This is a genomic window from Shewanella sp. 433, from assembly GCF_059338565.1.
On record NZ_CM181703.1, the window covers coordinates 1,614,450 to 1,636,514 of the forward strand.

Annotated in this window: 21 protein-coding genes; 15 read left to right on the forward strand and 6 right to left on the reverse strand. The window is 46.1% G+C overall.

Annotation, left to right across the window (positions count from 1 at the left end; genetic code table 11):
• Positions 1 to 239: 239 nt before the first annotated feature.
• From AC5YB1_RS07245 to AC5YB1_RS07270, 6 genes are all read left to right on the forward strand, one after another.
• The gene (locus AC5YB1_RS07245; protein WP_494521281.1) at positions 240 to 803 is read left to right on the forward strand and encodes an OmpA family protein; all 564 of its coding nucleotides are present in this window, start codon (positions 240 to 242) and stop codon (positions 801 to 803) included.
• Between the two features lie 32 nt (positions 804 to 835).
• Positions 836 to 1,660 (forward strand): mechanosensitive ion channel family protein, encoded by an 825-nt coding sequence (locus AC5YB1_RS07250; RefSeq protein WP_494521282.1) that lies wholly within the window; start codon positions 836 to 838, stop codon positions 1,658 to 1,660.
• A gap of 250 nt (positions 1,661 to 1,910) precedes the next feature.
• Positions 1,911 to 2,600 carry a phosphate regulon transcriptional regulator PhoB gene (phoB, locus tag AC5YB1_RS07255; RefSeq protein ID WP_475514456.1) on the forward strand — a complete coding sequence of 230 codons (690 nt, stop codon included), beginning with the start codon at positions 1,911 to 1,913 and terminating at the stop codon, positions 2,598 to 2,600.
• A gap of 94 nt (positions 2,601 to 2,694) precedes the next feature.
• Positions 2,695 to 4,002, forward strand: coding sequence for a phosphate regulon sensor histidine kinase PhoR (phoR, locus tag AC5YB1_RS07260; protein ID WP_494521283.1), 1,308 nt, complete (start codon positions 2,695 to 2,697; stop codon positions 4,000 to 4,002).
• 288 nt (positions 4,003 to 4,290) lie between these two features.
• Positions 4,291 to 5,262, forward strand: coding sequence for a PstS family phosphate ABC transporter substrate-binding protein (locus tag AC5YB1_RS07265; protein ID WP_494521284.1), 972 nt, complete (start codon positions 4,291 to 4,293; stop codon positions 5,260 to 5,262).
• Positions 5,263 to 5,828: 566 nt separating this feature from the next.
• Positions 5,829 to 7,613, forward strand: coding sequence for a M1 family metallopeptidase (locus AC5YB1_RS07270; protein ID WP_494521285.1), 1,785 nt, complete (start codon positions 5,829 to 5,831; stop codon positions 7,611 to 7,613).
• 846 nt (positions 7,614 to 8,459) lie between these two features.
• Here AC5YB1_RS07270 and AC5YB1_RS07275 read toward each other — a convergent pair.
• Complete coding sequence (locus AC5YB1_RS07275) at positions 8,460 to 8,948, reverse strand: glutathione peroxidase (RefSeq protein ID WP_494521286.1); 489 nt, start codon at positions 8,946 to 8,948, stop codon at positions 8,460 to 8,462.
• Positions 8,949 to 9,198: 250 nt separating this feature from the next.
• Positions 9,199 to 10,602, reverse strand: a complete 1,404-nt coding sequence (locus AC5YB1_RS07280) for an RsmB/NOP family class I SAM-dependent RNA methyltransferase (RefSeq protein WP_494521287.1) — start codon at positions 10,600 to 10,602, stop codon at positions 9,199 to 9,201.
• A gap of 543 nt (positions 10,603 to 11,145) precedes the next feature.
• Here AC5YB1_RS07280 and AC5YB1_RS07285 point away from each other — a divergent pair.
• From AC5YB1_RS07285 to AC5YB1_RS07310, 6 genes are all read left to right on the forward strand, one after another.
• Positions 11,146 to 11,622 (forward strand): MarR family winged helix-turn-helix transcriptional regulator, encoded by a 477-nt coding sequence (locus AC5YB1_RS07285; RefSeq protein WP_475514445.1) that lies wholly within the window; start codon positions 11,146 to 11,148, stop codon positions 11,620 to 11,622.
• 406 nt (positions 11,623 to 12,028) lie between these two features.
• The gene (locus tag AC5YB1_RS07290) at positions 12,029 to 12,883 is read left to right on the forward strand and encodes a patatin-like phospholipase family protein (protein WP_494521600.1); all 855 of its coding nucleotides are present in this window, start codon (positions 12,029 to 12,031) and stop codon (positions 12,881 to 12,883) included.
• Between the two features lie 135 nt (positions 12,884 to 13,018).
• Positions 13,019 to 13,420, forward strand: coding sequence for a carboxymuconolactone decarboxylase family protein (locus AC5YB1_RS07295; RefSeq protein WP_494521288.1), 402 nt, complete (start codon positions 13,019 to 13,021; stop codon positions 13,418 to 13,420).
• Positions 13,421 to 13,683: 263 nt separating this feature from the next.
• Positions 13,684 to 14,106, forward strand: a complete 423-nt coding sequence (locus tag AC5YB1_RS07300; protein ID WP_475514443.1) for a VOC family protein — start codon at positions 13,684 to 13,686, stop codon at positions 14,104 to 14,106.
• A 97-nt stretch (positions 14,107 to 14,203) separates the two neighbouring features.
• Positions 14,204 to 14,599 (forward strand): DUF3465 domain-containing protein, encoded by a 396-nt coding sequence (locus tag AC5YB1_RS07305; protein ID WP_475514442.1) that lies wholly within the window; start codon positions 14,204 to 14,206, stop codon positions 14,597 to 14,599.
• Between the two features lie 95 nt (positions 14,600 to 14,694).
• Positions 14,695 to 15,495, forward strand: coding sequence for a PhzF family phenazine biosynthesis protein (locus AC5YB1_RS07310; RefSeq protein ID WP_494521289.1), 801 nt, complete (start codon positions 14,695 to 14,697; stop codon positions 15,493 to 15,495).
• Between the two features lie 543 nt (positions 15,496 to 16,038).
• Here the strand turns inward: AC5YB1_RS07310 and AC5YB1_RS07315 are convergent.
• Positions 16,039 to 16,374 (reverse strand): winged helix-turn-helix transcriptional regulator, encoded by a 336-nt coding sequence (locus tag AC5YB1_RS07315; RefSeq protein WP_494521290.1) that lies wholly within the window; start codon positions 16,372 to 16,374, stop codon positions 16,039 to 16,041.
• A gap of 161 nt (positions 16,375 to 16,535) precedes the next feature.
• Between AC5YB1_RS07315 and AC5YB1_RS07320 the strand changes: the two genes are divergently transcribed.
• Positions 16,536 to 17,867, forward strand: a complete 1,332-nt coding sequence (locus AC5YB1_RS07320; protein WP_494521291.1) for an aldehyde dehydrogenase family protein — start codon at positions 16,536 to 16,538, stop codon at positions 17,865 to 17,867.
• A gap of 122 nt (positions 17,868 to 17,989) precedes the next feature.
• Positions 17,990 to 18,772 carry a 2OG-Fe(II) oxygenase family protein gene (locus tag AC5YB1_RS07325; protein ID WP_494521292.1) on the forward strand — a complete coding sequence of 261 codons (783 nt, stop codon included), beginning with the start codon at positions 17,990 to 17,992 and terminating at the stop codon, positions 18,770 to 18,772.
• 259 nt (positions 18,773 to 19,031) lie between these two features.
• On the opposite strand, the gene AC5YB1_RS07330 is transcribed toward AC5YB1_RS07325, so the two are convergent.
• The 3 genes from AC5YB1_RS07330 to AC5YB1_RS07340 form a co-directional block, all read right to left on the reverse strand.
• Complete coding sequence (locus AC5YB1_RS07330) at positions 19,032 to 19,661, reverse strand: glutathione S-transferase (protein ID WP_494521293.1); 630 nt, start codon at positions 19,659 to 19,661, stop codon at positions 19,032 to 19,034.
• A 21-nt stretch (positions 19,662 to 19,682) separates the two neighbouring features.
• The gene (locus AC5YB1_RS07335; protein ID WP_494521601.1) at positions 19,683 to 20,474 is read right to left on the reverse strand and encodes an SPFH domain-containing protein; all 792 of its coding nucleotides are present in this window, start codon (positions 20,472 to 20,474) and stop codon (positions 19,683 to 19,685) included.
• 68 nt (positions 20,475 to 20,542) lie between these two features.
• The gene (locus tag AC5YB1_RS07340; protein ID WP_494521602.1) at positions 20,543 to 21,247 is read right to left on the reverse strand and encodes a DUF2461 domain-containing protein; all 705 of its coding nucleotides are present in this window, start codon (positions 21,245 to 21,247) and stop codon (positions 20,543 to 20,545) included.
• Positions 21,248 to 21,495: 248 nt separating this feature from the next.
• Between AC5YB1_RS07340 and AC5YB1_RS07345 the strand changes: the two genes are divergently transcribed.
• Positions 21,496 to 21,948 (forward strand): YaiI/YqxD family protein, encoded by a 453-nt coding sequence (locus tag AC5YB1_RS07345; RefSeq protein WP_494521294.1) that lies wholly within the window; start codon positions 21,496 to 21,498, stop codon positions 21,946 to 21,948.
• Positions 21,949 to 22,065 lie beyond the last annotated feature (117 nt).

A 22,065-nucleotide genomic window follows, 5' to 3' on the forward strand; every position in this document is an offset into this window, starting at 1 on the left:
CGTCTATGGCTAAACTAAATCGCTGCGGAACACACCGGCCTCTATCTTGGCTATGTGTTCGAGTAACTGGCGACGGATGGCTATACTGGTTAACAGATTCGTTTGAGATGTTGAGCTCTTCGTTGGCGATTGGCGCTTAAGTAGCTAAAATGGATGGGATATTAATGATTTTTAATTGCATTTCATCCCCTTGTTAGTAAAAGAGGCAATAAATCTGCCGCACTTTTAGGTCAGTTATAATGAACATATTTATTCGCATTGGGCTATTAGTATTAGCGGGATTGTACTGTGCGAATGCCTTTTCGTGGCAAGATACAGATAACGACGGTGTGCCCGATCCCAAAGATGCTTGTCCACATACTGCGGCAGACACCAGAGTCGACGCCCGTGGCTGTGAAAAACTAAGGCTGGTGTCCTTGTGTTTGCCGACAACCAGTGGTGAGACATATCCGGCACAATGTAAACTTAATGAATCAGTTAGGATCTACTTTCGCTTTGCTCGTGCCGAGGTGGATTATTCACAATGGTCCAGTATTGCTCGGTTAGCGACTTGGTTAACTGAGCATCCCATTAAGTTGTGTATTGTTGGCCATACCGATAGTGTAGGCACTGCAGAGTTTAATCAAGTTTTGTCTTATGATAGAGCCTTGAATGTCAAAAAAGTACTTGTTGAAGAGTATGGGTTTAATCCCAGTCGGTTTTGTATCGCAGGCAAAGGCAGTACTCAGCCCATTGCCAGTAATGCCTCTGTTGCCGGGCGAGCACAAAATCGACGAGCCGAATTTATTGTCGAGACGCGGTAGTTACCGGGTTTATATTATTGAGGGAACGTTAAATGGAAAACTTGGATAGTTATATTGCACAAGCGCCAGAGCTTATCATGACCTACGGTTTGCAGGTTGTGTTAGCTCTGGTGATTTTTGTTGTTGGTAAATACTTTGCCAATATTGCTAAAAAAATCACCAGTAAATTATTAACTAAACGCAAGATAGATCCGACGGTTGTCTCGTTTGTGTCTAATTTGGCGTGGGCGGCGGTGTTTGTCTTTACCGTGATAGCCACGTTAGGACAGATAGGGGTGCAGACGGCTTCATTAGTGGCCGTTATCGGTGCCGCCGGTTTGGCTGTGGGTCTTGCATTACAGGGCTCTCTATCAAACTTTGCCTCTGGCGTGTTAATGGTAATATTTCGTCCTTGTCGTGTCGGGGACTATATTGAGGCTGCGGGTATCGCGGGGACTGTCGATGAGATCACCATCTTTTCGACTAAACTGCGCACCCCTGACAACAAGGTGATTGTTGCGCCTAATTCCTCGGTTATGAATGGCACTATTACCAACTACTCGGCAATGGACACTCGTCGTATCGATTTAGTCATTGGGGTCTCTTATGATGCCGATCTAAAAGAGACTAAGGCGGTATTAAAAAGTGTATTAGATAATAATAGCTATGTACTCAAGGAGCCTGCCTACACAGTGGCACTGGTTGAGTTGGCTAATTCATCGGTTAATTTTGTGGTGCGTCCTTGGGTTAAAGGCAGTGATTACTGGCCTGCACGCTTTGAGATCCTTGAGCAAATTAAAGTCGCGCTGGATGAAGCTAATATTGGTATTCCTTATCCACAAATGGATATTTACGTCAAAGAAACACCCGCCACTTAAGCATTAATCTTATTGTGTGGTCTAAAGCCAGCCGTTACTCACGGCTGGCTTTTTTGTTTGCCATTTATCTAAGGTGAATACCCTAAAGCGGTGATATACAGCGGCGAAGAATTACCTTGGCTCCTCTCTGTTTTTAAGTTTCATGACAATAATAAGCGACTTTATGACAATATAGGGGGGCTGATTCATAATTTTGTAATAAAACGGCCTAATAATGGCAACGTGGGTATTCACTGATAGAAGATCGCATATGACTGCTAGGATTTTGATAGTTGAAGATGAGTTAGCCATCCGAGAGATGTTAGCTTTTGTTTTAGAACAACATGGATTTACGACAACTACAGCAGAGGATTTTGATTCAGCACTCGACATGCTGACAGAGCCCTATCCCGATTTAGTGCTGCTGGATTGGATGTTTCCCGGTGGGAGTGGTATTCAATTAGCTAAAAAGCTGCGTCAGGATGAATTTACGCGCCATATACCGGTGATCATGTTAACGGCAAGGGGCGAAGAGGAAGATAAGGTCAAAGGGCTAGAAGTCGGCGCCGATGACTATATTACCAAGCCTTTTTCGCCTAAAGAGTTGGTAGCACGAATTAAGGCGGTTATGCGCCGCAGTGCGCCTACGGCCTTAGATGAACCTATTGATGTGCAAGGTCTGGTGCTAGACCCTGTTAGTCACCGAGTCACCGTCGGCGAACAGGTAGTCGATATGGGGCCGACCGAGTTTAGATTATTGCATTTCTTTATGACCCATCCAGAGCGAGTATATAGCCGCGAACAACTGCTTGATAATGTGTGGGGCACTAATGTGTATGTTGAAGACCGCACCGTTGATGTGCATATTCGCCGCTTACGTAAAGCCGTTGAACCCTCTAATCACGACAGGTTGATTCAAACCGTTAGAGGGGCCGGGTACCGTTTTTCGACCCGGCTCTAATGGCTTGTGTTGAGTTAATGGGTGCATGAAAATTTAATAGGCGTTAGCCTCAGTATCGATTATCTTGTGCTCACTTGCGCATTAGGGTTTCGCTATGTTTAATTCATACTCTGGCTATCAATTGCTGAGTCGCTTAGCGCTGTTTTTGTTGGCTTGTCTGGTTATAGGCTTGCTGCTTGGGCAATTGTTGCCAGTGATGCTGTTCGGTTGTATCGGTTTATTGGCTTGGCATTATAAGCAGCTATCTAGGCTTAATTTTTGGCTATGGCGTGATAAACGTCTGACTCCTCCTAACGGCAGCGGAAGTTGGGAAGGGGTGTTTAATGGTATCTATCGTCTGCAAGGTAAAAACCGTAAACGGGTGGCGCAATTAGCCGATCTGCTAGCGCGTTTTCGGCAAGGGGCGGAGGCGCTGCCAGATGCAGCTGTCGTGCTTGATTCAGACAATAATATTGCTTGGTGTAATAAATTAGCCCAACGATTGTTGGGATTAGTATGGCCACAAGACAAGGGCCAGCGTATCGATAATCTGCTACGGCATCCCGACTTTTCTGGTTATCTTAAACAAGCGACTTTTGATGAGCCCTTTGAGTTTGTCGATAGTCAAAATGAATCACGCGTGTTAGAAATTCGTATTATGGATTATGGCGCTGGGCAACGCTTGCTGATCGCCCGTGATATTACCCGTATTCGTCAACTCGAAGGGATGCGCAAAGAGTTTGTCGCTAATGTGTCGCACGAATTAAAAACGCCCTTAACCGTGTTACAAGGTTATTTGGAAATGATGCAGGAGATGGCAGAGTTTAATCCTGGTCAACATAAAGCGTTAGAGCAAATGCAGCAACAGACTAACCGCATGCATTCTATGGTCGAGCAGTTACTGGTGTTATCACGTATTGAAGATGGCTCTGCGGTCAATCTCGATACCAAAGTTAATATGGCTTTGTTGATTGATACGCTCAAAGAGGAAGCACAAGCCTTAGCTAAGGGGCAGTATCAATTGAGTTTTGATTGTGATCCGACCTTGAATATTTTTGGTAATGAAGTCCAGATAAGAAGTGCCTGCTCGAATTTGCTCTCTAACGCCATTCGTTATAACGACCCCGGCGGCAGTGTACATGTGTGTTGGCAGCGAGTGCCTTTAGGGGCGCAGTTTAGTGTGACCGACTCGGGTGAGGGCATTGCGCCACAGCACCTAACACGACTCACTGAGCGATTTTATCGCGTCGACAGTGCCCGTTCTCGGCAGCGGGGCGGAACAGGGCTAGGATTGGCGATCACGAAACATGCGCTTAATCATCACCAGAGTGATTTGATGATAGAAAGTCGACTGGGTAAAGGTAGCTGCTTTAGTTTTATTATTCCCAATCACCTTATTGATACGGGTAAGCGTGCTCATTAAACCTATGGGTTAAAGGTGCTAAGTGACTTTAAATTATCTGTCTATTGCATAAATCAGTTAACCATCCCTGTTTATTCGCATCATGAAGAGAGATAGCGCCACTAAGGCGCTTTTTTGCTATTTGTGTTTTGGAATGTACAAGTTAAGGCGAGGCTGCAATAAATCACTTTTATGGTGGTCTGTCATCTCAGTGTCATATCTTCGTCATACACTTGTCATTGTTGCGATAGATACTGACTGCAACTTAAATAAAACGAGTAAGCAAGTCGCTTAACACTGGAGCAAAGAATGAAACTTAAACAGCTTGTTGGTGCGGTAAGTTTGACAGCCGCTAGCGTTTTCTCTGTCACTTCTATGGCAGCTATCGATCCGTCACTGCCTACTTATGAAAAAAGCAGTGGAGTCTCGGGTAACCTTTCATCTGTTGGCTCAGATACCTTAGCGAATATGATGACCCTGTGGGCCGAAGAGTACAAAGAAATGTACCCTAACGTTAACATTCAAATTCAGGCGGCGGGCTCTTCTACTGCGCCGCCAGCATTGACTGAAGGCACTTCACAGTTTGGCCCAATGAGCCGCAAAATGAAGCCCAATGAAGTCGAAGCATTTGAGAAACATTATGGCTATAAGCCAACGGAGATCCGTGTCGCCATTGATGCGCTGGCTGTTTTTGTTCATAAGGATAACCCTATTAAGGGGCTGAGTATCGAGCAGATCGACGGTATCTTCTCGGCTACCCATAAGTGCGGCGGTAATGATGTGCAGCGTTGGGCTGATGTGGGGCTTGGGGGCGATTGGGCAGCGAAAGATGTGCAGCTTTACGGTCGTAACTCGGTTTCTGGAACCTACGGTTACTTTAAGAAAAAAGCACTCTGTAAAGGCGACTTTAAAGCCAACGTGAACGAACAACCTGGTTCGGCGTCGGTAGTGCAATCTGTCTCGCAGTCATTAAATGCCATTGGTTATTCTGGTATTGGTTATAAGACTGCTGGGGTGAAAGCCGTGGCTATCGCCAAGAAAGGCGATGATTACATCGAAGCAACCGCTGCCAATGCAGCAGACGGCAGTTATCCACTATCACGTTACTTATACGTTTATGTGAATAAGCATCCCAATAAAGACTTAGCGCCATTAGAGCGTGAATTCCTACGCTTTATTTTGTCTAAGCAAGGGCAGAAAACAGTAGAGAAAGACGGTTATGTACCACTACCGCTGACTGTGACAGCCAAAGATTTAGCAAAAGCCGGTATCCGCCTATAACGGACATAGTGTAGAGTGACACCCCATCAAAAAGGCCTCAATAATGAGGCCTTTTTGTTTTTTTGTACTATCAGGTATGAGCCATCAGTTATGAACCCATTTGATAGGCGAGGCGCTTTACCCATGTTATTTCGGTGGCTAACAATACGATAACAGGGGATGCCATATTGGTGAGCAAAAAAAAGCGACCTAAAGTAGGTCGCTACAAATGCCAGTTGGGATTTGGTTGATAGCCGCGCTAGAGGCTATCGAAAAAGGGAGATGATGAACCATGAAAACCTTACTAACCAATTAATTACCCGTTAGGGACTCTGTATTCGTCAATATCAATTCTGTTCATATAATCAGAGTCTACTTTACTATTTTAGTTCCGATTTTTTGTGATTATTTTTTGGGGTTGATTTTTAAGGTCCGAATTTAGCCGAGAGCCAATCTTTGTAAACGGTGACCTTAGCGGCGAATGCTGCTGCATAGGATAGTGGTTTGCTTAATCTCAATGACAAGCGGTTAGTCGATGATTACACTAAGCGCTATTGACGTTAGGGCAACAATAATAAGGATAAAATGTGGCTAAGCAATGGGATAATCAGCAAGACCATCACTCTTTTGCGAATGTTGAACAGATCCGCGTATTGCATCTAAGCTTGGTGGTTGCGGTCGATTTTGAGCGGCATAGGCTCGCTGGCAGTGCTAAGTTAACGCTGAATTATCTTGATGAGCAGTGCCGCCATTTGTATCTGGACTGCCGCGATCTCGTGATCCACTCGGTGCGAGATGACAAAGACAATCGGCTCGACTTTCATTTTGATAAGCACGATCTTATCCGCGGGCAGCGACTGCATATTCAGCTGCGTGCTAATTCAGCGAACATCACTATTGATTATCACACTAGCGCCAATGCGCAGGGGCTGCAGTGGCTAACTCCCGAACAAACCAGCGGCAAGCAGTTACCGTTTCTATTTAGTCAGTCGCAACCCATTAATGCCCGCAGTTGGATCCCGTTGCAAGACACCCCTAAAGCCAGAATCACCTTTGATGCCAAAGTGAATGTGCCTGCTGATATGCGCGCTGTGATGAGTGCCATGAACGATGCAAGCGCGCCGCTTAATGGCCAGTTTTTATTTGAAATGGAAAAGCCCATTCCGACTCATCTGCTGGCGATTGCCGTTGGCGATTTACAATTTGGCAGCCTAGGCCCGCGTAGTGGCGTTTATGCCGAGCCTGAGGTGCTTGGTTCGGCGGTGAGTGAATTTGAAGATACAGAGCAGATGATCAATACCGCAGAGTCGCTGCTGGGCCCCTACCCATGGGGGCGTTACGATATGATAGTCTTACCGCCTAGTTTTCCCTTTGGTGGTATGGAAAATCCGCGCTTGGCCTTTATGACCCCCACCTTAATTGCAGGTGATAAAAGCCTAGTGTCCACCGTTGCCCATGAACTGGCGCATTCATGGACCGGCAACTTAGTCAGCAATGCAACTTGGCGCGATCTTTGGCTTAATGAAGGATTTACCACCTATTTTACCCATCGAATTGTTGAAGCGGTTTATGGCAAAGAGCAAGCGCAGCTCGAATTAGTCTTAGAGTATGGTCGCCTAGCGCAAGAACTCGCCTCCATGCCGACAACGGCGCAAACCTTGCCAGCTAATGTGCAAGCAGGCGATCCAAATGAGGCTTTTAACCGTTTTACCTACGATAAAGCATCGATGTTTGTGCATGACTTAGAAAAACGCTTAGGCAGAGAGGCGTTCGATGCATTCTTAAACGCCTATGTGAGCCATTTTGCCTTTGAGGCGATCACCACAGAGCAGTTTATCGATTATGCGCAGCAGACATTACTGCAACAACATGGTGATGTACTGAGTGAGGCTGAGTTGCTGGAATGGATCTACGGCACAGGCATGCCGTCATGGTTTACGCCGCCTTATTCAAATAGTTTAGATAAAGTCGATGCGCTTCTGATGAGCTGGCGAGCCGGTGGTGATATTACTCCCGCGCAAACCGCAGATTGGCGCGTGCATCATTGGCAATATTTTATTAATAGCTTGCCGGAACAATTAAGCCATCAACAGCTGCAACAGCTAGATAGTGCTTTTGATTTTAGTCATTCGACTAACGCTGAAATTGCCTGTGATTGGTATCGGGTGGCCATTCGTAATCATTATGATGTCGTGCTGCCCTTGGTGGAGACGTTCTTACTAAATATTGGCCGAGCTAAGTTTGTGCGGCCCTTATATGCCGAGCTTTTGTTGGCAGGCTATGAGCAACCCTTAATGGCGATTTATCAACAGGCGCGAGTAAGGTATCACCCGTCATTAGTTGCGCAACTTGATAAGCAATTGGGCGTGTAACAGCTTGCCAATCAATAGGTAAAAAAAATGGCAACCTAATAGGTTGCCATAAACGAAAGTGGTGGAGTGTGATTAACCCAAATGCGCTAGCGTGGGGTTAATGCTCCTGGGGCCCATCCGGCCACCAAAGGGAGATGATGATGAACAAATCATGATGAAAAATCTGTTACCCTTTATCAGAGTGCATGGTTGCCAGTTAGTTCCCAGCTTGAGTAAAAAAAATAATATTGCCGCTTAATATCACGCTTTATTTGTACTTTATAGAGGGGCGCAATTTAACGACTTTATGAGGTAGCTACATGATGTGCCTTACATTGTTCACGACTTATTCTATCAGCAGACTTCGCAGCGCTCGTTGTCAAAATAGCCAAAAAAAAAGGCAACCTAATAGGTTGCCATAAACAAAGTGTTGGAGTGTGATTAATCCAAATGCGCTAGCGTTGGATTAATGCTCCTGGGGCCCATCCGGCCACCAAAGGGAGATGATGATGAACAATGAAACAAAATTATGTGCCGTGCACCTAATTCAATAATCCGTTCAAGTAATCAGAGTCGTCAGCGAATAAAAAGTTCACTGAGTTTGTCAAAAAAATCATTTAATTTTGCCGCCCGATAAAAGAGGAGGGTTAATACCGACAACCGAGGGCATAAAAAAAGGCAACTCAACTGGTTGCCTGTTGATCTATTTAGATCAAGGGGACCGCGCTAGAAGTCCCAGGGAGAATGATGAACATGAATAAGCAAATCTTCGCGTTCAATTATTGGAGTGCAAGCGACACATAAAGTTCATTTCAACGTACATAAAATGAGCGTTTTTTATGGTGTCATAGGTTGACCTATTGCTATCTAGCTGGATTTATTCAGTAAAGATTTTATTTTGTCCCTCATAGATTCGGGTTTAGTCGTGGGAGCATAACGCTCAATGACCTGCCCCTCACTATCGACTAAAAATTTAGTAAAGTTCCATTTAATTGCTTCGCTGCCAAGCAAGCCTTTGGCTTGGTGTTTCAAGTAGTCATAGAGCGGATCTGTGTTGGCTCCATTGACCTCAATTTTGGCAAACAGCGGGAAATTAACCCCAAAGTTGAGCTCACAAAAATGATTAATTTCGGCTTCAGCCTCAGGTTCTTGCTGCCCAAACTGGTTGCACGGAAAACCTAATACCACAAATTTTTCTGGGCCAAAATCTTCATATAGCGCCTGTAATGCCTTGTATTGTGGTGTAAAGCCGCATTTGCTGGCGGTATTTACAATCAGCAACACCTTTCCCTTAAACTCTTGCATTGAGCGCGTGCTGCCATCGATATTGGTCAGCGAAAAATCATAAATAGACATCGTATTCTCCTTTTTTGATGAAAGGATAGCCTATCAGTAAAATAAATTGTGCGCAATTTACATGGTGATTTGAGTAGTAAGGTTAGTGTCATTTAGCGTTAAATGAGCATTGAATGCCTACCGCAGTGTGATAAGCGGGGGATTTAGCAAGAGTCGATTCAAGCGATGGGTAAAGGATGAGTTTGATAAAAAACACCTTTGCTACAGGGCCAGTAAACGGCTTTAGTGTGACTGGCCCTGTATGGCGGAGTTAACGCTTTATCATCTTCGCGACAAACATACCGTCGCTATCGGCTTGATAGGGTAATACGGTTAACATCGATTGCTGCTCACCGGTAAATGGATGGCACAGCTGTTGTAATGTAAAGTTAGGGTTGCTGGCGAGGAACGCCTCAACCACAGCTTCATTTTCGGTGGGGCTAATGGAGCAGGTGGCGTACACTATTACTCCGCCAGTGCGCACCGCCTTAGCTGAACGCTGTAAAATATCTAACTGTAAAGCGGGTTTGTCGCTAATGGCGCTTGCATCATCGAGCCAGCGCATATCGGGGTTGCGTCGCCAAGTTCCAGTGCAACTGCAGGGGGCATCCACCAATACACCATCGAACTGATCGCTTGCGACAGGCAATGCATCAGTTTTCCATGGCGATACACTGATCTGGTTAAAATGGGCCCGTTTTACGCGTTTAGCCAGTTCTTCTAATGGCTTACGGCGAATATCTGACGCTATGATACTGCCTTTGCTGTGGCTGTCTTGCTGCAACATTAAAGAGCGTAGTTGCAGCGTTTTACCGCCGGCGCCACTGCAGGCGTCCCACCAGTTATCATCGGGGCGCGGCGCGCAGATATGCCCAATCACTTGCGAGCCTAAGTCTTGGATCTCCAGTTGTCCCTCATTGTAGAGCTTAAGGCTATTTAGGTTGATGCTCTTATGGCCAAGGTTGATGGCATCACCGAAGTAGTCACTCATTTTGGCTTCGATACCGCTAGTATTTAGTGAGGAGAGTGCATCTTCACTATTAATACCTTGCAGGCGGCCCCAAATGGGGGGGCGAGAGCAGAGCGCTTCAATCAAGGCATATTGCTCATCAGCACTGCTTGTTGGGTAGTGTTGCCAATACCAAGTTGGGACTAATTGAGTGAAAGCAAACTCATGCTGTGGAAAGCACGTTTGCAGCAGTTGTTGCTTGGCCGCTAGGCGGGAGAGATCGCCAGCATCGTTAAGGGGCGCGAGTGCAGGGTGCGCCGCAAAGGTTTGCCAAGCATCGCTAAATTCCTGCCAAGGGTGGCCTTCAATTTTGGCGGTTAATGCTAAAGAGGCAAACCAAGCTTTAGGCGCTGTGCAAAGAGTTGCCAGTTGACTTAACCAACCATGCCAACGAAAGAGCCCAAATAGGCTCTCGCGGATCACGCGTCTATCTTTAGAGCCATGCTTCTTATTGATACGAAAATATTCGGCCACAATACGATCGGCAGGTTGCTTGCTCTGCATCACTTGTTCAAAGAGCTGGTGGATTGTGATGCTGTAGCTCAGGGCGCGCTTTTGTGCCGATGTATCGGCATTGATACCATGATGCAACGCTAAAGTTGGGGAAGTATCGGTTGCCTTTTGAGCTTGAGAAGAGGTTAACGAAGAAGGTGTGGTATCGGCCATGAATATTTGCCCAGCGCTGGTAGGTGTTAAGAGCGGCAAGTTTAACAGAAGTGGCCGATTTTGGTATCTCTTGGCTAGAGATAGACACACTTTAACTGCTTTTATAGCGGCATTTATCGGATGCTTGAAAAGCTCTTGCAATCTTAACGTAATTTACAATAAGTGGACTCTGGTGTGATTTTACTGTGAGAGTACACATTTTGTTGTCAGTGACTAGCATGTTTCCGGTTGGTGCTGCGCGGATTATTTGGCTGCGCTTATTTTACAGCAGCTTCATCAAGCCGTGACGGTAAAGGTGTGTTCATCGAAATCAATAAGCATGACCAAGCCTCATGGTTTTATTTTACTGAACTCGTTAAAAAGTGTCGGTTAAAACAACAATAAAAGCTGTACAGACGTTAATCTTGTGGGCGATAAAATGGCTAATATTGACTCAGGAGTATGAAAGCAGAGCAACTGGTTAAGTTGTTCTGCTTTTTTTGACTGTGGCGCATGAGTCTGGGTGTGATTTCTGTTATGGTGCAGCTCAAATGAGAGGGGATTATGGAAAAGTACGAACAACTATTAATTTCACTGCGCCGCGTAATAAGAGCCATCGATATACATTCTCGGCAACTCAGTAAGCAATCGGGGTTAACGGGCCCACAGTTGATGGTGATGCAGAAAATTGCCCAGCTTGAAGTGCCGCTCGCCAAGCAAATTGCTCAAGATGTGGCGCTGAGCCCTGCAACGGTTGCTACCATCATCGAGCGATTAGAAACCCGTGGCTTAGTGACTCGAACCCGCAGTGAAACCGATAAACGTAAATTGCATTTGTCGCTAACCGAATCGGGTAAAACGATTTTGGGTGCGGCGCCTAAACCGCTGCAAGAACACTTTATTAAGCGTTATCAAAATCTTGAAGAGTGGGAGCAGAGTCAACTGTTATCTGCTGTCGAGCGTATCGCCTCGATGATGGATGCCCAAGAGCTCGATGCGGCACCCGTATTGCTAGTGGGGCAGATCCAAGCCGAAGAGTGAAACCTATAATGTGACAGGCCAATGAGTGTAGGTGTTATGTCCACCTTTGGTCTGACTACTTTAACGGGGCGCTTGCTCATTGGTTGATGTTATTTCTCGCAGTTGTGCTCGCCTCGCTTAATTCGCCACCATACTGTTCGCTCTCCTATCCTCACCAGGTTAAAATAACCATTTAATAACAATGCATTGCCATGAAATCTATGATGGTGGTGTTTGTTATTTTTAATTTATCTGTGTACTCTCAATGTCGATTTTATAGAAGCAAGCCATTTAATATATGACGATAATAGGCTTGTAGTGGCAATATAGGTGCAGCATAACTGATGTTAGTCGCGCATTGATAAACGGGGGCAGGGTGCTTAATTTAAACTCGGTGGACAAGACAACATCGTCTCGCGGCCTAACAATTAGTGACACAGGCTTAGTGCTCGAGGGCGGTGGGCTGCGCGCTATCTATACCGCTGGGGTATTAGACGCCTTTCTCGCTGCCGATGTTCATTTTAAGTATTTGGTTGGGGTCTCCGCTGGGGCGATTTATCCTGCGTCTTACCTGTCGCGTCAGCACGGGCGCAACCTTAAAATTCAGCAACGTTATCTTGCCGATAAGCGCTATATGGGATTGAAGTATTTTTTACGTGACGGCAATTATGTTAATACCGATTTTACCTATCGGCGTATGGCCCATGAGCTCTTACCCTATGATTTTGAGGCCTTTCAACACGCTGACGCTGAATTTAAAGTCGGCGCCTTTAATTGCCTAACGGGTGAGACCGCATTTTTTGGTAAGTGTGATTTTGCCGAGCATGACACATTTTTAGAGGTACTTATTGCCTCGAGCAGTTTGCCGTTTATCTCTTCCCCCACCCTATTAAACAACACTCCCTATTTAGATGGCGGTATTGCAGCGCCTATCCCTTTGGCGCAAGCAAGAGTTGATGGTTATCAACGTCAAGTGGTTATTTTGACCCAAGAGCCAGACTATCGAAAATCAGCCTTTAAATTAAAGTGGTTAGCACAGCGTGTTTACCGTCGTTATCCTAAAGTGGCCGCCGCGATATTAGCCCGTCATCAAGTATACAATGACGCTTTAGCTGACTTGGCCGCCGCACAAGCAGCGGGCAGTGCGCTGGTATTACAGCCACAAACGTCTTTAGGCTTGTCGCGTTTAGAGCGTGATGTGTCGAAAGTCGAGGCGGTGTATCATCGCGGCGTATCAGACGGTAACGCTTTTTTGCCTCAGCTGCTCGATTTTGTCGCTTAGGTTTTTGCTGCTTAGTTTTATTCAGCTTCTGCTCTATCGGATTTAAAGCAGAACGTATTGTTTTTTAATCACTTGCGGTACTCATTATCAAACAGTATTTTAAAGTATTGTTAATGAATTTTAGGAGTGCAACCGATGGACAAAGATAAGTTTCAGCAAGGGTTAGCGGTAAGGCGAGAAGTGATGGGCGATGCATTTGTCGATAGGGCGCTAAATTCAGCCACAGATTTTACCCAGCCACTGCAAGATCTGGTGACCCGAAATGCGTGGGGAGAAGTGTGGGTGCGAGAGGGGATCTCAAAGCAAACTCGCAGCCTTGTTACCATTGCCACTTTGGCAGCATTAAAGGCGCCGACAGAGCTTAAAGGCCATGTAAGAGGCGCGCTGCGAAACGGCTGCACAGTTGCAGAGATCCAAGAGGTGTTACTGCACTCAACTGTCTACTGCGGCATGCCATCGGGTATCGAGGCATTTCGCGCCGCCGCCGATGCCATTGAGGCTTGGCAGACCGAGTGCTCACAAACGGATATAGAGTAACCTTAGACTGTGGCCATGCTGGCTTTAAGGCGCGTTTTGCCACAAGACTCTTAACCTAAAAATGATTAGCATGGTGGCAAGCGTATAGATAAGGCTGAGCGACACAGCTTAGCCTTAGTTGTCTCAATTTAATGAATACAAACCCACAAAATGGACTCTTTAACCAGTAATCTAGATACATGGAATAAGCATACGGCTATGCATATTAACGTTAGCAGCAACGGCGGCGTTTAATCTAGCCCTATAATCAGTGAGGCGTTATTGTGAAACAAAATATTGTTCATATTGCATTAGTCGTAAAAGACTATGATGAAGCGATCGATTTTTATGTCAATAAGTTAAAGTTTGATCTGGTCGAAGATACCTACCAAGCTGAACAAGATAAACGCTGGGTGGTGGTCGCGCCGCCGGGTTCAACTGGCATGAGTCTACTGCTCGCTAAAGCATCTAAACCTGAGCAAGAGGCCTTTATCGGCAATCAGGCCGGTGGACGCGTTTTTTTATTCCTTAATACCGATGATTTTTGGCGTGACTATCATCACATGGTCTCTGTTGGGGTTAACTTTATTCGAGAGCCTGCAGAGCAAGATTATGGCACAGTCGCTGTGTTTGAAGATCTCTACGGCAACCGCTGGGATCTATTGCAATTAAAGCCAGATCATCCAATGGTATCAAGAACCGCATAACGGTATAACGACAATGGCTCAGATGAGCCTTAAGCATTAGATTGAACTGGTTATCGCGTCTCTTGTGGATAGGCGCCAGGTTCAAGAGAGGGTGAGAATGAAGCGGATATTAACCTGTATTCTATTGAGCTTAAGCCTATTGTCCTTGCCTGTGTGGGCCAATGATGCGCTTTTACAACAGGCTTATGAATCACAACAAAGTCATATTCAGGTGCAAGGCGAGGGCACAGTGATTCGTTTGTTAGCTGATGATAATAAAGGCTCAAGACACCAACGCTTTATTTTACGTCTTGATAATCGACAGAGTATTTTAATTGCACATAATATCGATATCGCCCCCAAGATCCCTAACCTAGCTATTGGCGACTCAGTGCAATTTTATGGCGAATATGCGTGGAATAAAAAAGGCGGCGTCATTCACTGGACGCACCAAGATCCTAAAAACCGTCACCCTCATGGCTGGTTAAAGCACAAAGGGATAAAGTATCAATGAGTGAGCGTTGCTCCAGTGTGCTGTTAAACCGTTACCGGCAACGCGAACATCGCCCCATCAACCATAAGCCTACCATTATCAATTAGGAAGATGCCGTGGAAGTAAATATTTATCAAGTTGACTCGTTCACATCTGAAGTCTTTAAAGGTAATCCTGCAGGGGTATGTATTACAGAGCAGAGTCTCGATAAGAGCACTATGTTGGCCATTTCAGGTGAGATGGCGGTGTCAGAAACGGCATTTTTAGCACTTGATACGATGCAATTACGCTGGTTTACACCAGAAGTTGAAGTCAACTTGTGTGGCCATGGAACCTTAGCCGTTGCGCATATACTTAAAGAACAGGGGCGCTATCGTACTGGTGACATCATTGAGTTCAATACGCTATCGGGAGTATTGCAAGCAGAGCTGGATAGCGATTGTATTCATCTATCGTTTCCCGCCCCACGGTTAAATATGAGCCGTGACATGGATCCTGCGCTTATTCAGTTATTAGGTATGACCGCAGAGAGTGTTATCGATTCTGGTACTTTTGATACTAAACACTTAATCGTGCTCGATAGTGAAGATAGCGTCAAGCGGCTTTCGCCTAATTTCGGCCGTCTAGCTGAGCTTCAAGGTCGTGGTGTGCTTGTCACGGCTAAATCAGACTCCGCAGTTGATTTTATTTCCCGTTACTTTGCGCCTTGGGTGGGGGTTAATGAAGATCCTGTGACGGGTTCAGCCCATTGTGCCTTGTGTCTCTATTGGTCAGAAAAGTTGCACAAATCTCGTATGCAGGGGTTTCAGGCCTCTTCGCGAGGTGGCTATGTTGATGTTGAGCTGTTGGCATCAGGTTTGATTAAACTATCAGGTCAGGCGATTACGGTACTGAAAGGACAAATGAAAATCGCATAACATAGCATTAAGCACTAAAGATGAAACACAGGCGTCCAACGCGTGACATTAGGCTAGAACTGTTGCTGCTTGCGAGCGCCGTTAGATAATGATTTTTACCATGGAAAAGAATTACGTCATTCTTAGGTGCTGAAGTGATTAAGTATCGTCGCACTGTTGAGACTCATATCTCCTCACTCTTTATTATCGAAAGTATCGCAAGATTTTGATATTCAATCGTTATTGGAGTCAAAACCATCAATTAAGTTAATCGAGATAATGGGCTGGCACGATGGGCTTAGGTGATCAATGATGTTAATTATAAAAGTCATCAAAAATAATGCCGAATAAGCGATTGGGTGGCTTAATCTAAGGCGTAGTGATTACATCTGTATTATTGATGTAACCACTAAGCCCAAGTCCCGCACCAAAGACGTCGGTGTAAGAGTGGTCAACACGACACTCAACCTGACGCTAGTTTAGTGATACAGCTAATGTTACCCCGGCGATATAAACATGCATTGAGCGATGTGATCGCCCTGTGCTGCGCACGGTTAATCTCTGTTAAAGGTCATTTTCTTCGGTCCAATCTTTGAGTTTTTCTAATATCGCTAGTGCGGTGCGGCCAAAGTCGGTGATTTCATAAGTCACAGCAATAGGACGAGTACAGATGATCTCTCTGGTCACCAGCCCTTGGGCTTCTAGTTCTTTAAGGCGTTGATCGACCATTTTTTTACTGGCGCCTGCCAGCATGCGTGATAGTTCATTAAAGCGCACTGGGCCATCTTTTAAATGCCACAAAATGGATGCCTTCCACTTTCCGCCTAAAATCCGCATGCCGCGCTCGATCAGACAAGGTTGTTCACAGCTTGGTGAATTTATTTCTTTATCTTTAGTCATTGTATTTAAACTATTATTTTTAATGTTGTCGTTAAAATATAGGTGGTTACTAAAAGTATACTGGTTGCTTTAATTTACCACTCTAGCAAACTATGTCTCAGTCACCAAAGATAATGTATCTGGCATGAGCCTAAGTTAATGCCTTTGAAGGAAACCAATTGATGTCTATGCTCACCTCTTACAACCCAATCGATCAACAAGCGCTCGGTGAGGTTGCCATTACCACTCTTGCACAAATGCCTTTGCGAGTTAAACGGGCACAAGCCGCGCAGCGCTCTTGGGGGCAATTATCCTTAAGCGCGCGGCAGCAAAAAGTGGTTCAGGCATATGCCAATCTCACAAAAGTCCAACCATCACTGGCATTATTAATCAGTAAAGAGATGGGTAAAGATCATCGCAGAGCGAGTTATGAAGCCGCAGGCACGGTACAAAATGCCGAGTATTTTTGCCAAGAGATTGCCGCTGCGCTAAAGGCTGAGCCTTTAGGGCGCGGCGCCGAGTTACAATACCGACCTTTAGGCGTGGTTGGGGTGATTTCTCCATGGAATTATCCGCTTGCAATGGCGAACAACTTGTTGCTTCCTGCGCTAATGGCAGGTAACAGCGTGATATTAAAACCATCAGAGGAAACCCCTTTGGTGGCAGACTTATTTGTGAACACGTTAAATGAGGTGTTGCCCGAAGGCCTATTGCAAATTGCCCATGGCGGGGCGGAAACGGGGAAGGCTTTAGTCAATGCCGATATTAATATGGTGGCCTTCACCGGCTCGCTTGCTGCGGGGAAACACATAATGGCGTCAGCGGCATCTTCATTAAAACGCTTAGTCATGGAGCTTGGCGGAAATGATCCATTAATCGTCATGGCAAGCGCGGATATTGATAACGCGGTGCAGTTTGCTGTGGCGAGCTCCTTTGAAAATGCGGGGCAGATGTGTACCTCGACCGAGCGTATCTATGTCGATGCTCGTATTGCCGATGAATTTGAGCAAAAAGTGGTGGCTCTAGCTAGCCGTTATCGCGTGGGGGCTTGGGATCTGGCTAATGTGAACATTGGGCCGATAGTCAACCATAAGCAGCATCAGAGCGTGGTGGCACAGCTTATCGATGCTCAAGATAAAGGCGCCCGATTCCTACTCGGTCAGGCGCATTATGAGCCACCATTTATACATCCAACGGTAGTGGCCGATATCACTGCCGACATGCAATTAGAGCAAGAGGAAACCTTCGGCCCAGTTGTGGCCATTAGCCGCTTCACTGATATATCTCAAGCGATTGAGCGAGCGAATGCCACTCCTTATGGGCTGGGCGCATCTGTGTTTGGCGGTGTTGGCGCCGCGGATGTAGCCGAGCAGCTGCAAGCGGGTATGGTGGGGATTAATCAGGGCGCTGGTGGTGTCGGACCATGGGTTGGGGCTAAACAAAGTGGCTTTGGTTTTCATGGCACGCCTGCTGGGCATCGCCAATTTGCGCAGGTGAGAGTACTCAGCCGATAACTCGGTTGGATAATATAAGCCAATTGTTACTTATCAAATTGATATTAATGATATAGATGAAAATTGTTTGCCAGTGATGCGCCGCTTAATCACCGCAAAATTAACTGTAATTCGAGATAAATATGAAACCTGAAAATAAGCCAGAATCGTTTTTTGTTGCCGCCTTTGAGCCAGGGGCTGAGCATCCGGCGTTGCCGGCATGGGGAAACTCTGCTGCTAACCCGGCCATGTTAAGCCGTGACTTTGATATTAGCCAGATCATGCGCCGCGAGTTAACCCATGTCCCCGGGGCGTTTCAGTTACTAAATGTATTGTCTAAGGATGAATGCGCGAGATTGATTGCGCTCAGCGAGCAGCTGGGCTTTTTACCTGACGCCGCAGTATCACTGCCGCGCAGTGTTCGTCATAACGATAGCTTAACTTGGGTCGTTGATACTCATACCGATGGCATAATTTGGCAACGAGTGGCACATCTGATGGACGATAGGCAGGGGATTTTTAACAGTGCGACGGCGTTAGGCATCAATGCGCGGTTTCGTTTTTATCGTTATAACCAAGATGACTATTTCAAACCTCACTCGGATGGTGCTTGGTCGGGTAGCCGCATTATCGACAACCAACTTGTTGCCAATGCCTACCCAGATCGTTTTAGCCAAATGACCTTTTTAATCTTGTTAAGTGATGACTTTGAAGGCGGAGAAACCCGCTTTATGGTCAACGCTAACGATGCCGCTAAACCGGTTAAAGCCGGGGATGAGGTGACCAATGTCGATGTCAGAACCCCAGCCGGTAGCGTGTTATGTTTCCCACATGGCATGCATCCAATGCACTGTATTCATAGCTCTGTGGCGATAACCAAAGGGGTAAAATATATCATTCGCAGCGATGTATTATTTAGCCTCTAACTGCCCTAGTCTTTATATCGGTTAAGCCTAAGTGAAGCGCGAGCCTAAGTGAAGCCCGATTGGCCTCACTTAGGCTGTGATCAGCGGCGGTGCAGCGCCGTTACTCAGCCGATTAACCCGCAGTGCAGCAGTCAATTTGCCCTTAGTGACTTAGATTAGTGACTCACATTAGCGATTTACATTAGTTACTCACATTAGTTACTTACATTACTGCATTTACCTTGTAGCACTGACATTCGTGCTGAGGCTGAGTCACTTGTTAGTGCTTACCTGAGTTAACCGCTTGAATCGAGGGGCGTTGCTCCATTTGATTTAGCCAAGCGATGAGGTGTATTTGAGCCTCATCAGGGGTTATTTCAAGATGTTTGATAAAGCTCAGCATGACATAAGCGGTAATGTCGGCGACCGAAAAATGTTTGCCAGCGATATAGGGCTGCTTGCTGAGCTGAGTGTCGAGTGTGGGCAGAAATTCGATGACGCGTTGGCGCGACTCTTCCCCCCAGGCTTCGATGCAGCGCTCACGGTCTTGGTAAATCTTAGTGATATTTCTAAAGGCCTGAAACGCGACGAATAAACCTTGTAGTTCACAGATACGTTGCCACATCTCAATCTGGGCTTTCTCAAGTGCAGCGTTGCCAAATAGCGAACGCGGCGCTGGATAGATCTCGTCAAGGTAGCGACATATGGCTATGGACTCACACAAGGTTTGTCCATCATCAAGCTGCAGCACCGGAATACGACCGTTGACGCTAAGTGCTTTAAATTCAGGGCTGAGGTTGTCGCCAGCACGTATATTGACCGTTTCGCGCTCAAGTTCAATTCCCATCTCGTTAAGGAAAATATTGACCCGCCTCGCACTCGGGGTCATGGCTAGTTCATATAGCTTCATCGTTCCATCTCCTGTTGTGCACTATTTCGCGCCTTTAATCAGCGGAATGCCGTTGGTTCCGACAGGTATGTATACCGTGGTGTGATTGGGCGAGTCAGCCATTTTCATTTGGGCATTAATGGCTTCATGTTGCAAGTAATTGGGGGTCAGGGTGGTGTTGATGATCTTTTGCGCCTCAGCGATACCTTTCGCTTCTTCTATGCGGATCTCGGCATCTTTTTGCGCAATCTCTTTTTGGGTTTCTTTCTCAGATAATAACTGCTGCGCAGCCAGCTTTTTCTCAACCGCGATCGCCACAATCTCAGGATAGTTGATATTGCCTATGACCACGTTTCTAAGCTGAAACGGTGAGGTTTTAAGATAGTCTTTGAGGTTTATCTCGACCGCTTCGGCAATTTTTGAGCGGTTTTCTTTTAGGGCAACACTATCGTAGCGCTGCACTTCATCGCGGACATAGGTCCTGAAGGTTTCACGGACAAAACGGATATACCAGTTTTCTGCGCCATACTGTTCAACCACGTCTTTGACAGAGCCAGCTTTAATGGCGATGACCGCATGAAAATTAAAACTGATGTTGAGATCATCATTGGCCAGTATGTTAAAGCTTTCGGTGTAAGTATTGGGCCGCATATCGATATTAATGATTTCGTTGCGCCACAATGATACGCCATAGTTACTGGGGCCTATCAGGCTGCCACGATATCCACCAGAGCCAAAGATCCTAGGTTTTTCGAAGACATAACCTTCTTCACCTGCTGGCGTGTTTGGGTTGGTACAGCCTGATAGTGAGGCGCTGACCAGGCCGATGGTCATTAATGTCGTTAGTGGTTTTGTGATCGTTTTAGTCGTTAACCGCTTGTTCATCTAATATCCCTATTTTTTTAATAATCTAAATCCAATGCAAAGCAAAGGTAACCCATAAGCTTGTTGGCGTGGCTAAATTGCTTGGCGCACCACACATCAAAATTGTCGGCAAATAGTTGCTCCGTGCTGATGGCTTTGATGGCGATAAAGTCTTTGCGCTTAAGCTCATCAATCATAGGGTGGTCTTTATCAAATCCTTTCGGTGGCCTGATTAGACTGTCGCCCTCCATGGCGAAACCGGCATCAGCCAGTTGCTTTAAGGCTTGTTTATAGGCATTGGGGTTGTCAAGGATACAGCTACGAATGTGGTTTAGCGCCTTGCTGTCAGGGTGCCAAATACCAGCGCCGATAAAGCAGCCTTCGTTGGCAATATGCAGGTAAAAACCCGGTGCATGCACATCCTTGCCTTGGAAGTGGCGAAACTGGATACCGACATTGATTTTATAGGGGGTTTTATCTTTGCTAAAGCGGGCATCGCGTTGGGGGCGCATTAGGCTGCCGCCGACCTTTTTGGCCACCGCCGTTAGGCGAGGCGATAGCTGTTGAATGTGCGGCGCCATCGCTGCAATAAATTGCAGTGCAGGGGTGCGCACCTTATCTTCATAGTCGGCTTGATTGGCCTTAAACCAGTCGCGATGGTTGTTCGCTTCAAGTTGAGCTAAAAAGGCGAAGGTGTCTGGCGTAAAGGCTGGCGCAGGTGCGTTGCTGCTAACTACTGTCATAATAAATTGATTACTAATAAAGCCCTGATAATGGGATAAAAATACCATATCTTTTACTAAAGTGTTAATCGAACCTTGGCCAAGATGGGGGCTGGGCATATTTAGTCGCCAAGCGGATTTATGCTATAGTCGCCGCCAATTAATCATGCACTTAATCGCGCTGCGCCATTGGCATAGATAGCGACGCATGAGGGTTAAGTGCAATAGATAGGCACATAAGTGTTTGCTCAAATGAGCTGGAGGGGTAAATGAAAATTTGGGTCGATGCCGACGCATGTCCTGGGGTGATAAAAGAGATGCTATTTCGCGCAGCCGATCGCGCCGAAATCGAGGTGACCTTAGTGGCGAATCACGCAATGCGCATTCCGCCGTCACGTTTCATCAATTTAGTGACCGTTTCGTCAGGCTTTGATGTGGCCGATGATGAGATAGTCAAACGCTTAAATGCAGGCGATTTGGTGATCACCGCCGATATTCCACTAGCCTCAGAGGTGATAGATAAGGGCGGCTTTGCGTTAAACCCAAGAGGCGAGCTATATACCACGCAAAATATTAAATCGATTCTTAATATGCGTGATTTTATGGACACCATGCGCGCCAGTGGCGTACAAACGGGAGGCCCCGCGGCGATAGGCCAAAGTGAGAAACAGGCCTTTGGCAATCAGCTTGATAAGTTTATCACTAAGCACCATAAGCGTTAAGCTCATCACCTTGGCCGTTTAAGCTTGCATAGCTTATCGGCTGCTACCTAGCCTTTAGTCAACCGTGTGAAATAAAAGATTTAACCTAGCCATTAGTCGTTATTTTACGGCAACAAT

What these genes read in the sequence shown, in the direction of transcription:
- AC5YB1_RS07335 (WP_494521601.1), bottom strand. Translation starts at nt 20,474, where the DNA reads ATGACCATCGGCCTGGTCAGCGCCTCACTATCAGGCTGTACCAACCCA.
- AC5YB1_RS07285 (WP_475514445.1), top strand. Translation starts at nt 11,146, where the DNA reads ATGGAAAAGTACGAACAACTATTAATTTCACTGCGCCGCGTAATAAGA.
- AC5YB1_RS07295 (WP_494521288.1), top strand. Translation starts at nt 13,019, where the DNA reads ATGGACAAAGATAAGTTTCAGCAAGGGTTAGCGGTAAGGCGAGAAGTG.
- AC5YB1_RS07275 (WP_494521286.1), bottom strand. Translation starts at nt 8,948, where the DNA reads ATGTCTATTTATGATTTTTCGCTGACCAATATCGATGGCAGCACGCGC.
- AC5YB1_RS07245 (WP_494521281.1), top strand. Translation starts at nt 240, where the DNA reads ATGAACATATTTATTCGCATTGGGCTATTAGTATTAGCGGGATTGTAC.
- AC5YB1_RS07250 (WP_494521282.1), top strand. Translation starts at nt 836, where the DNA reads ATGGAAAACTTGGATAGTTATATTGCACAAGCGCCAGAGCTTATCATG.
- AC5YB1_RS07315 (WP_494521290.1), bottom strand. Translation starts at nt 16,374, where the DNA reads ATGACTAAAGATAAAGAAATAAATTCACCAAGCTGTGAACAACCTTGT.
- AC5YB1_RS07305 (WP_475514442.1), top strand. Translation starts at nt 14,204, where the DNA reads ATGAAGCGGATATTAACCTGTATTCTATTGAGCTTAAGCCTATTGTCC.
- AC5YB1_RS07265 (WP_494521284.1), top strand. Translation starts at nt 4,291, where the DNA reads ATGAAACTTAAACAGCTTGTTGGTGCGGTAAGTTTGACAGCCGCTAGC.
- AC5YB1_RS07280 (WP_494521287.1), bottom strand. Translation starts at nt 10,602, where the DNA reads ATGGCCGATACCACACCTTCTTCGTTAACCTCTTCTCAAGCTCAAAAG.
- AC5YB1_RS07320 (WP_494521291.1), top strand. Translation starts at nt 16,536, where the DNA reads ATGTCTATGCTCACCTCTTACAACCCAATCGATCAACAAGCGCTCGGT.
- phoB (WP_475514456.1), top strand. Translation starts at nt 1,911, where the DNA reads ATGACTGCTAGGATTTTGATAGTTGAAGATGAGTTAGCCATCCGAGAG.
- AC5YB1_RS07325 (WP_494521292.1), top strand. Translation starts at nt 17,990, where the DNA reads ATGAAACCTGAAAATAAGCCAGAATCGTTTTTTGTTGCCGCCTTTGAG.
- phoR (WP_494521283.1), top strand. Translation starts at nt 2,695, where the DNA reads ATGTTTAATTCATACTCTGGCTATCAATTGCTGAGTCGCTTAGCGCTG.
- AC5YB1_RS07345 (WP_494521294.1), top strand. Translation starts at nt 21,496, where the DNA reads ATGAAAATTTGGGTCGATGCCGACGCATGTCCTGGGGTGATAAAAGAG.
- AC5YB1_RS07340 (WP_494521602.1), bottom strand. Translation starts at nt 21,247, where the DNA reads ATGACAGTAGTTAGCAGCAACGCACCTGCGCCAGCCTTTACGCCAGAC.
- AC5YB1_RS07330 (WP_494521293.1), bottom strand. Translation starts at nt 19,661, where the DNA reads ATGAAGCTATATGAACTAGCCATGACCCCGAGTGCGAGGCGGGTCAAT.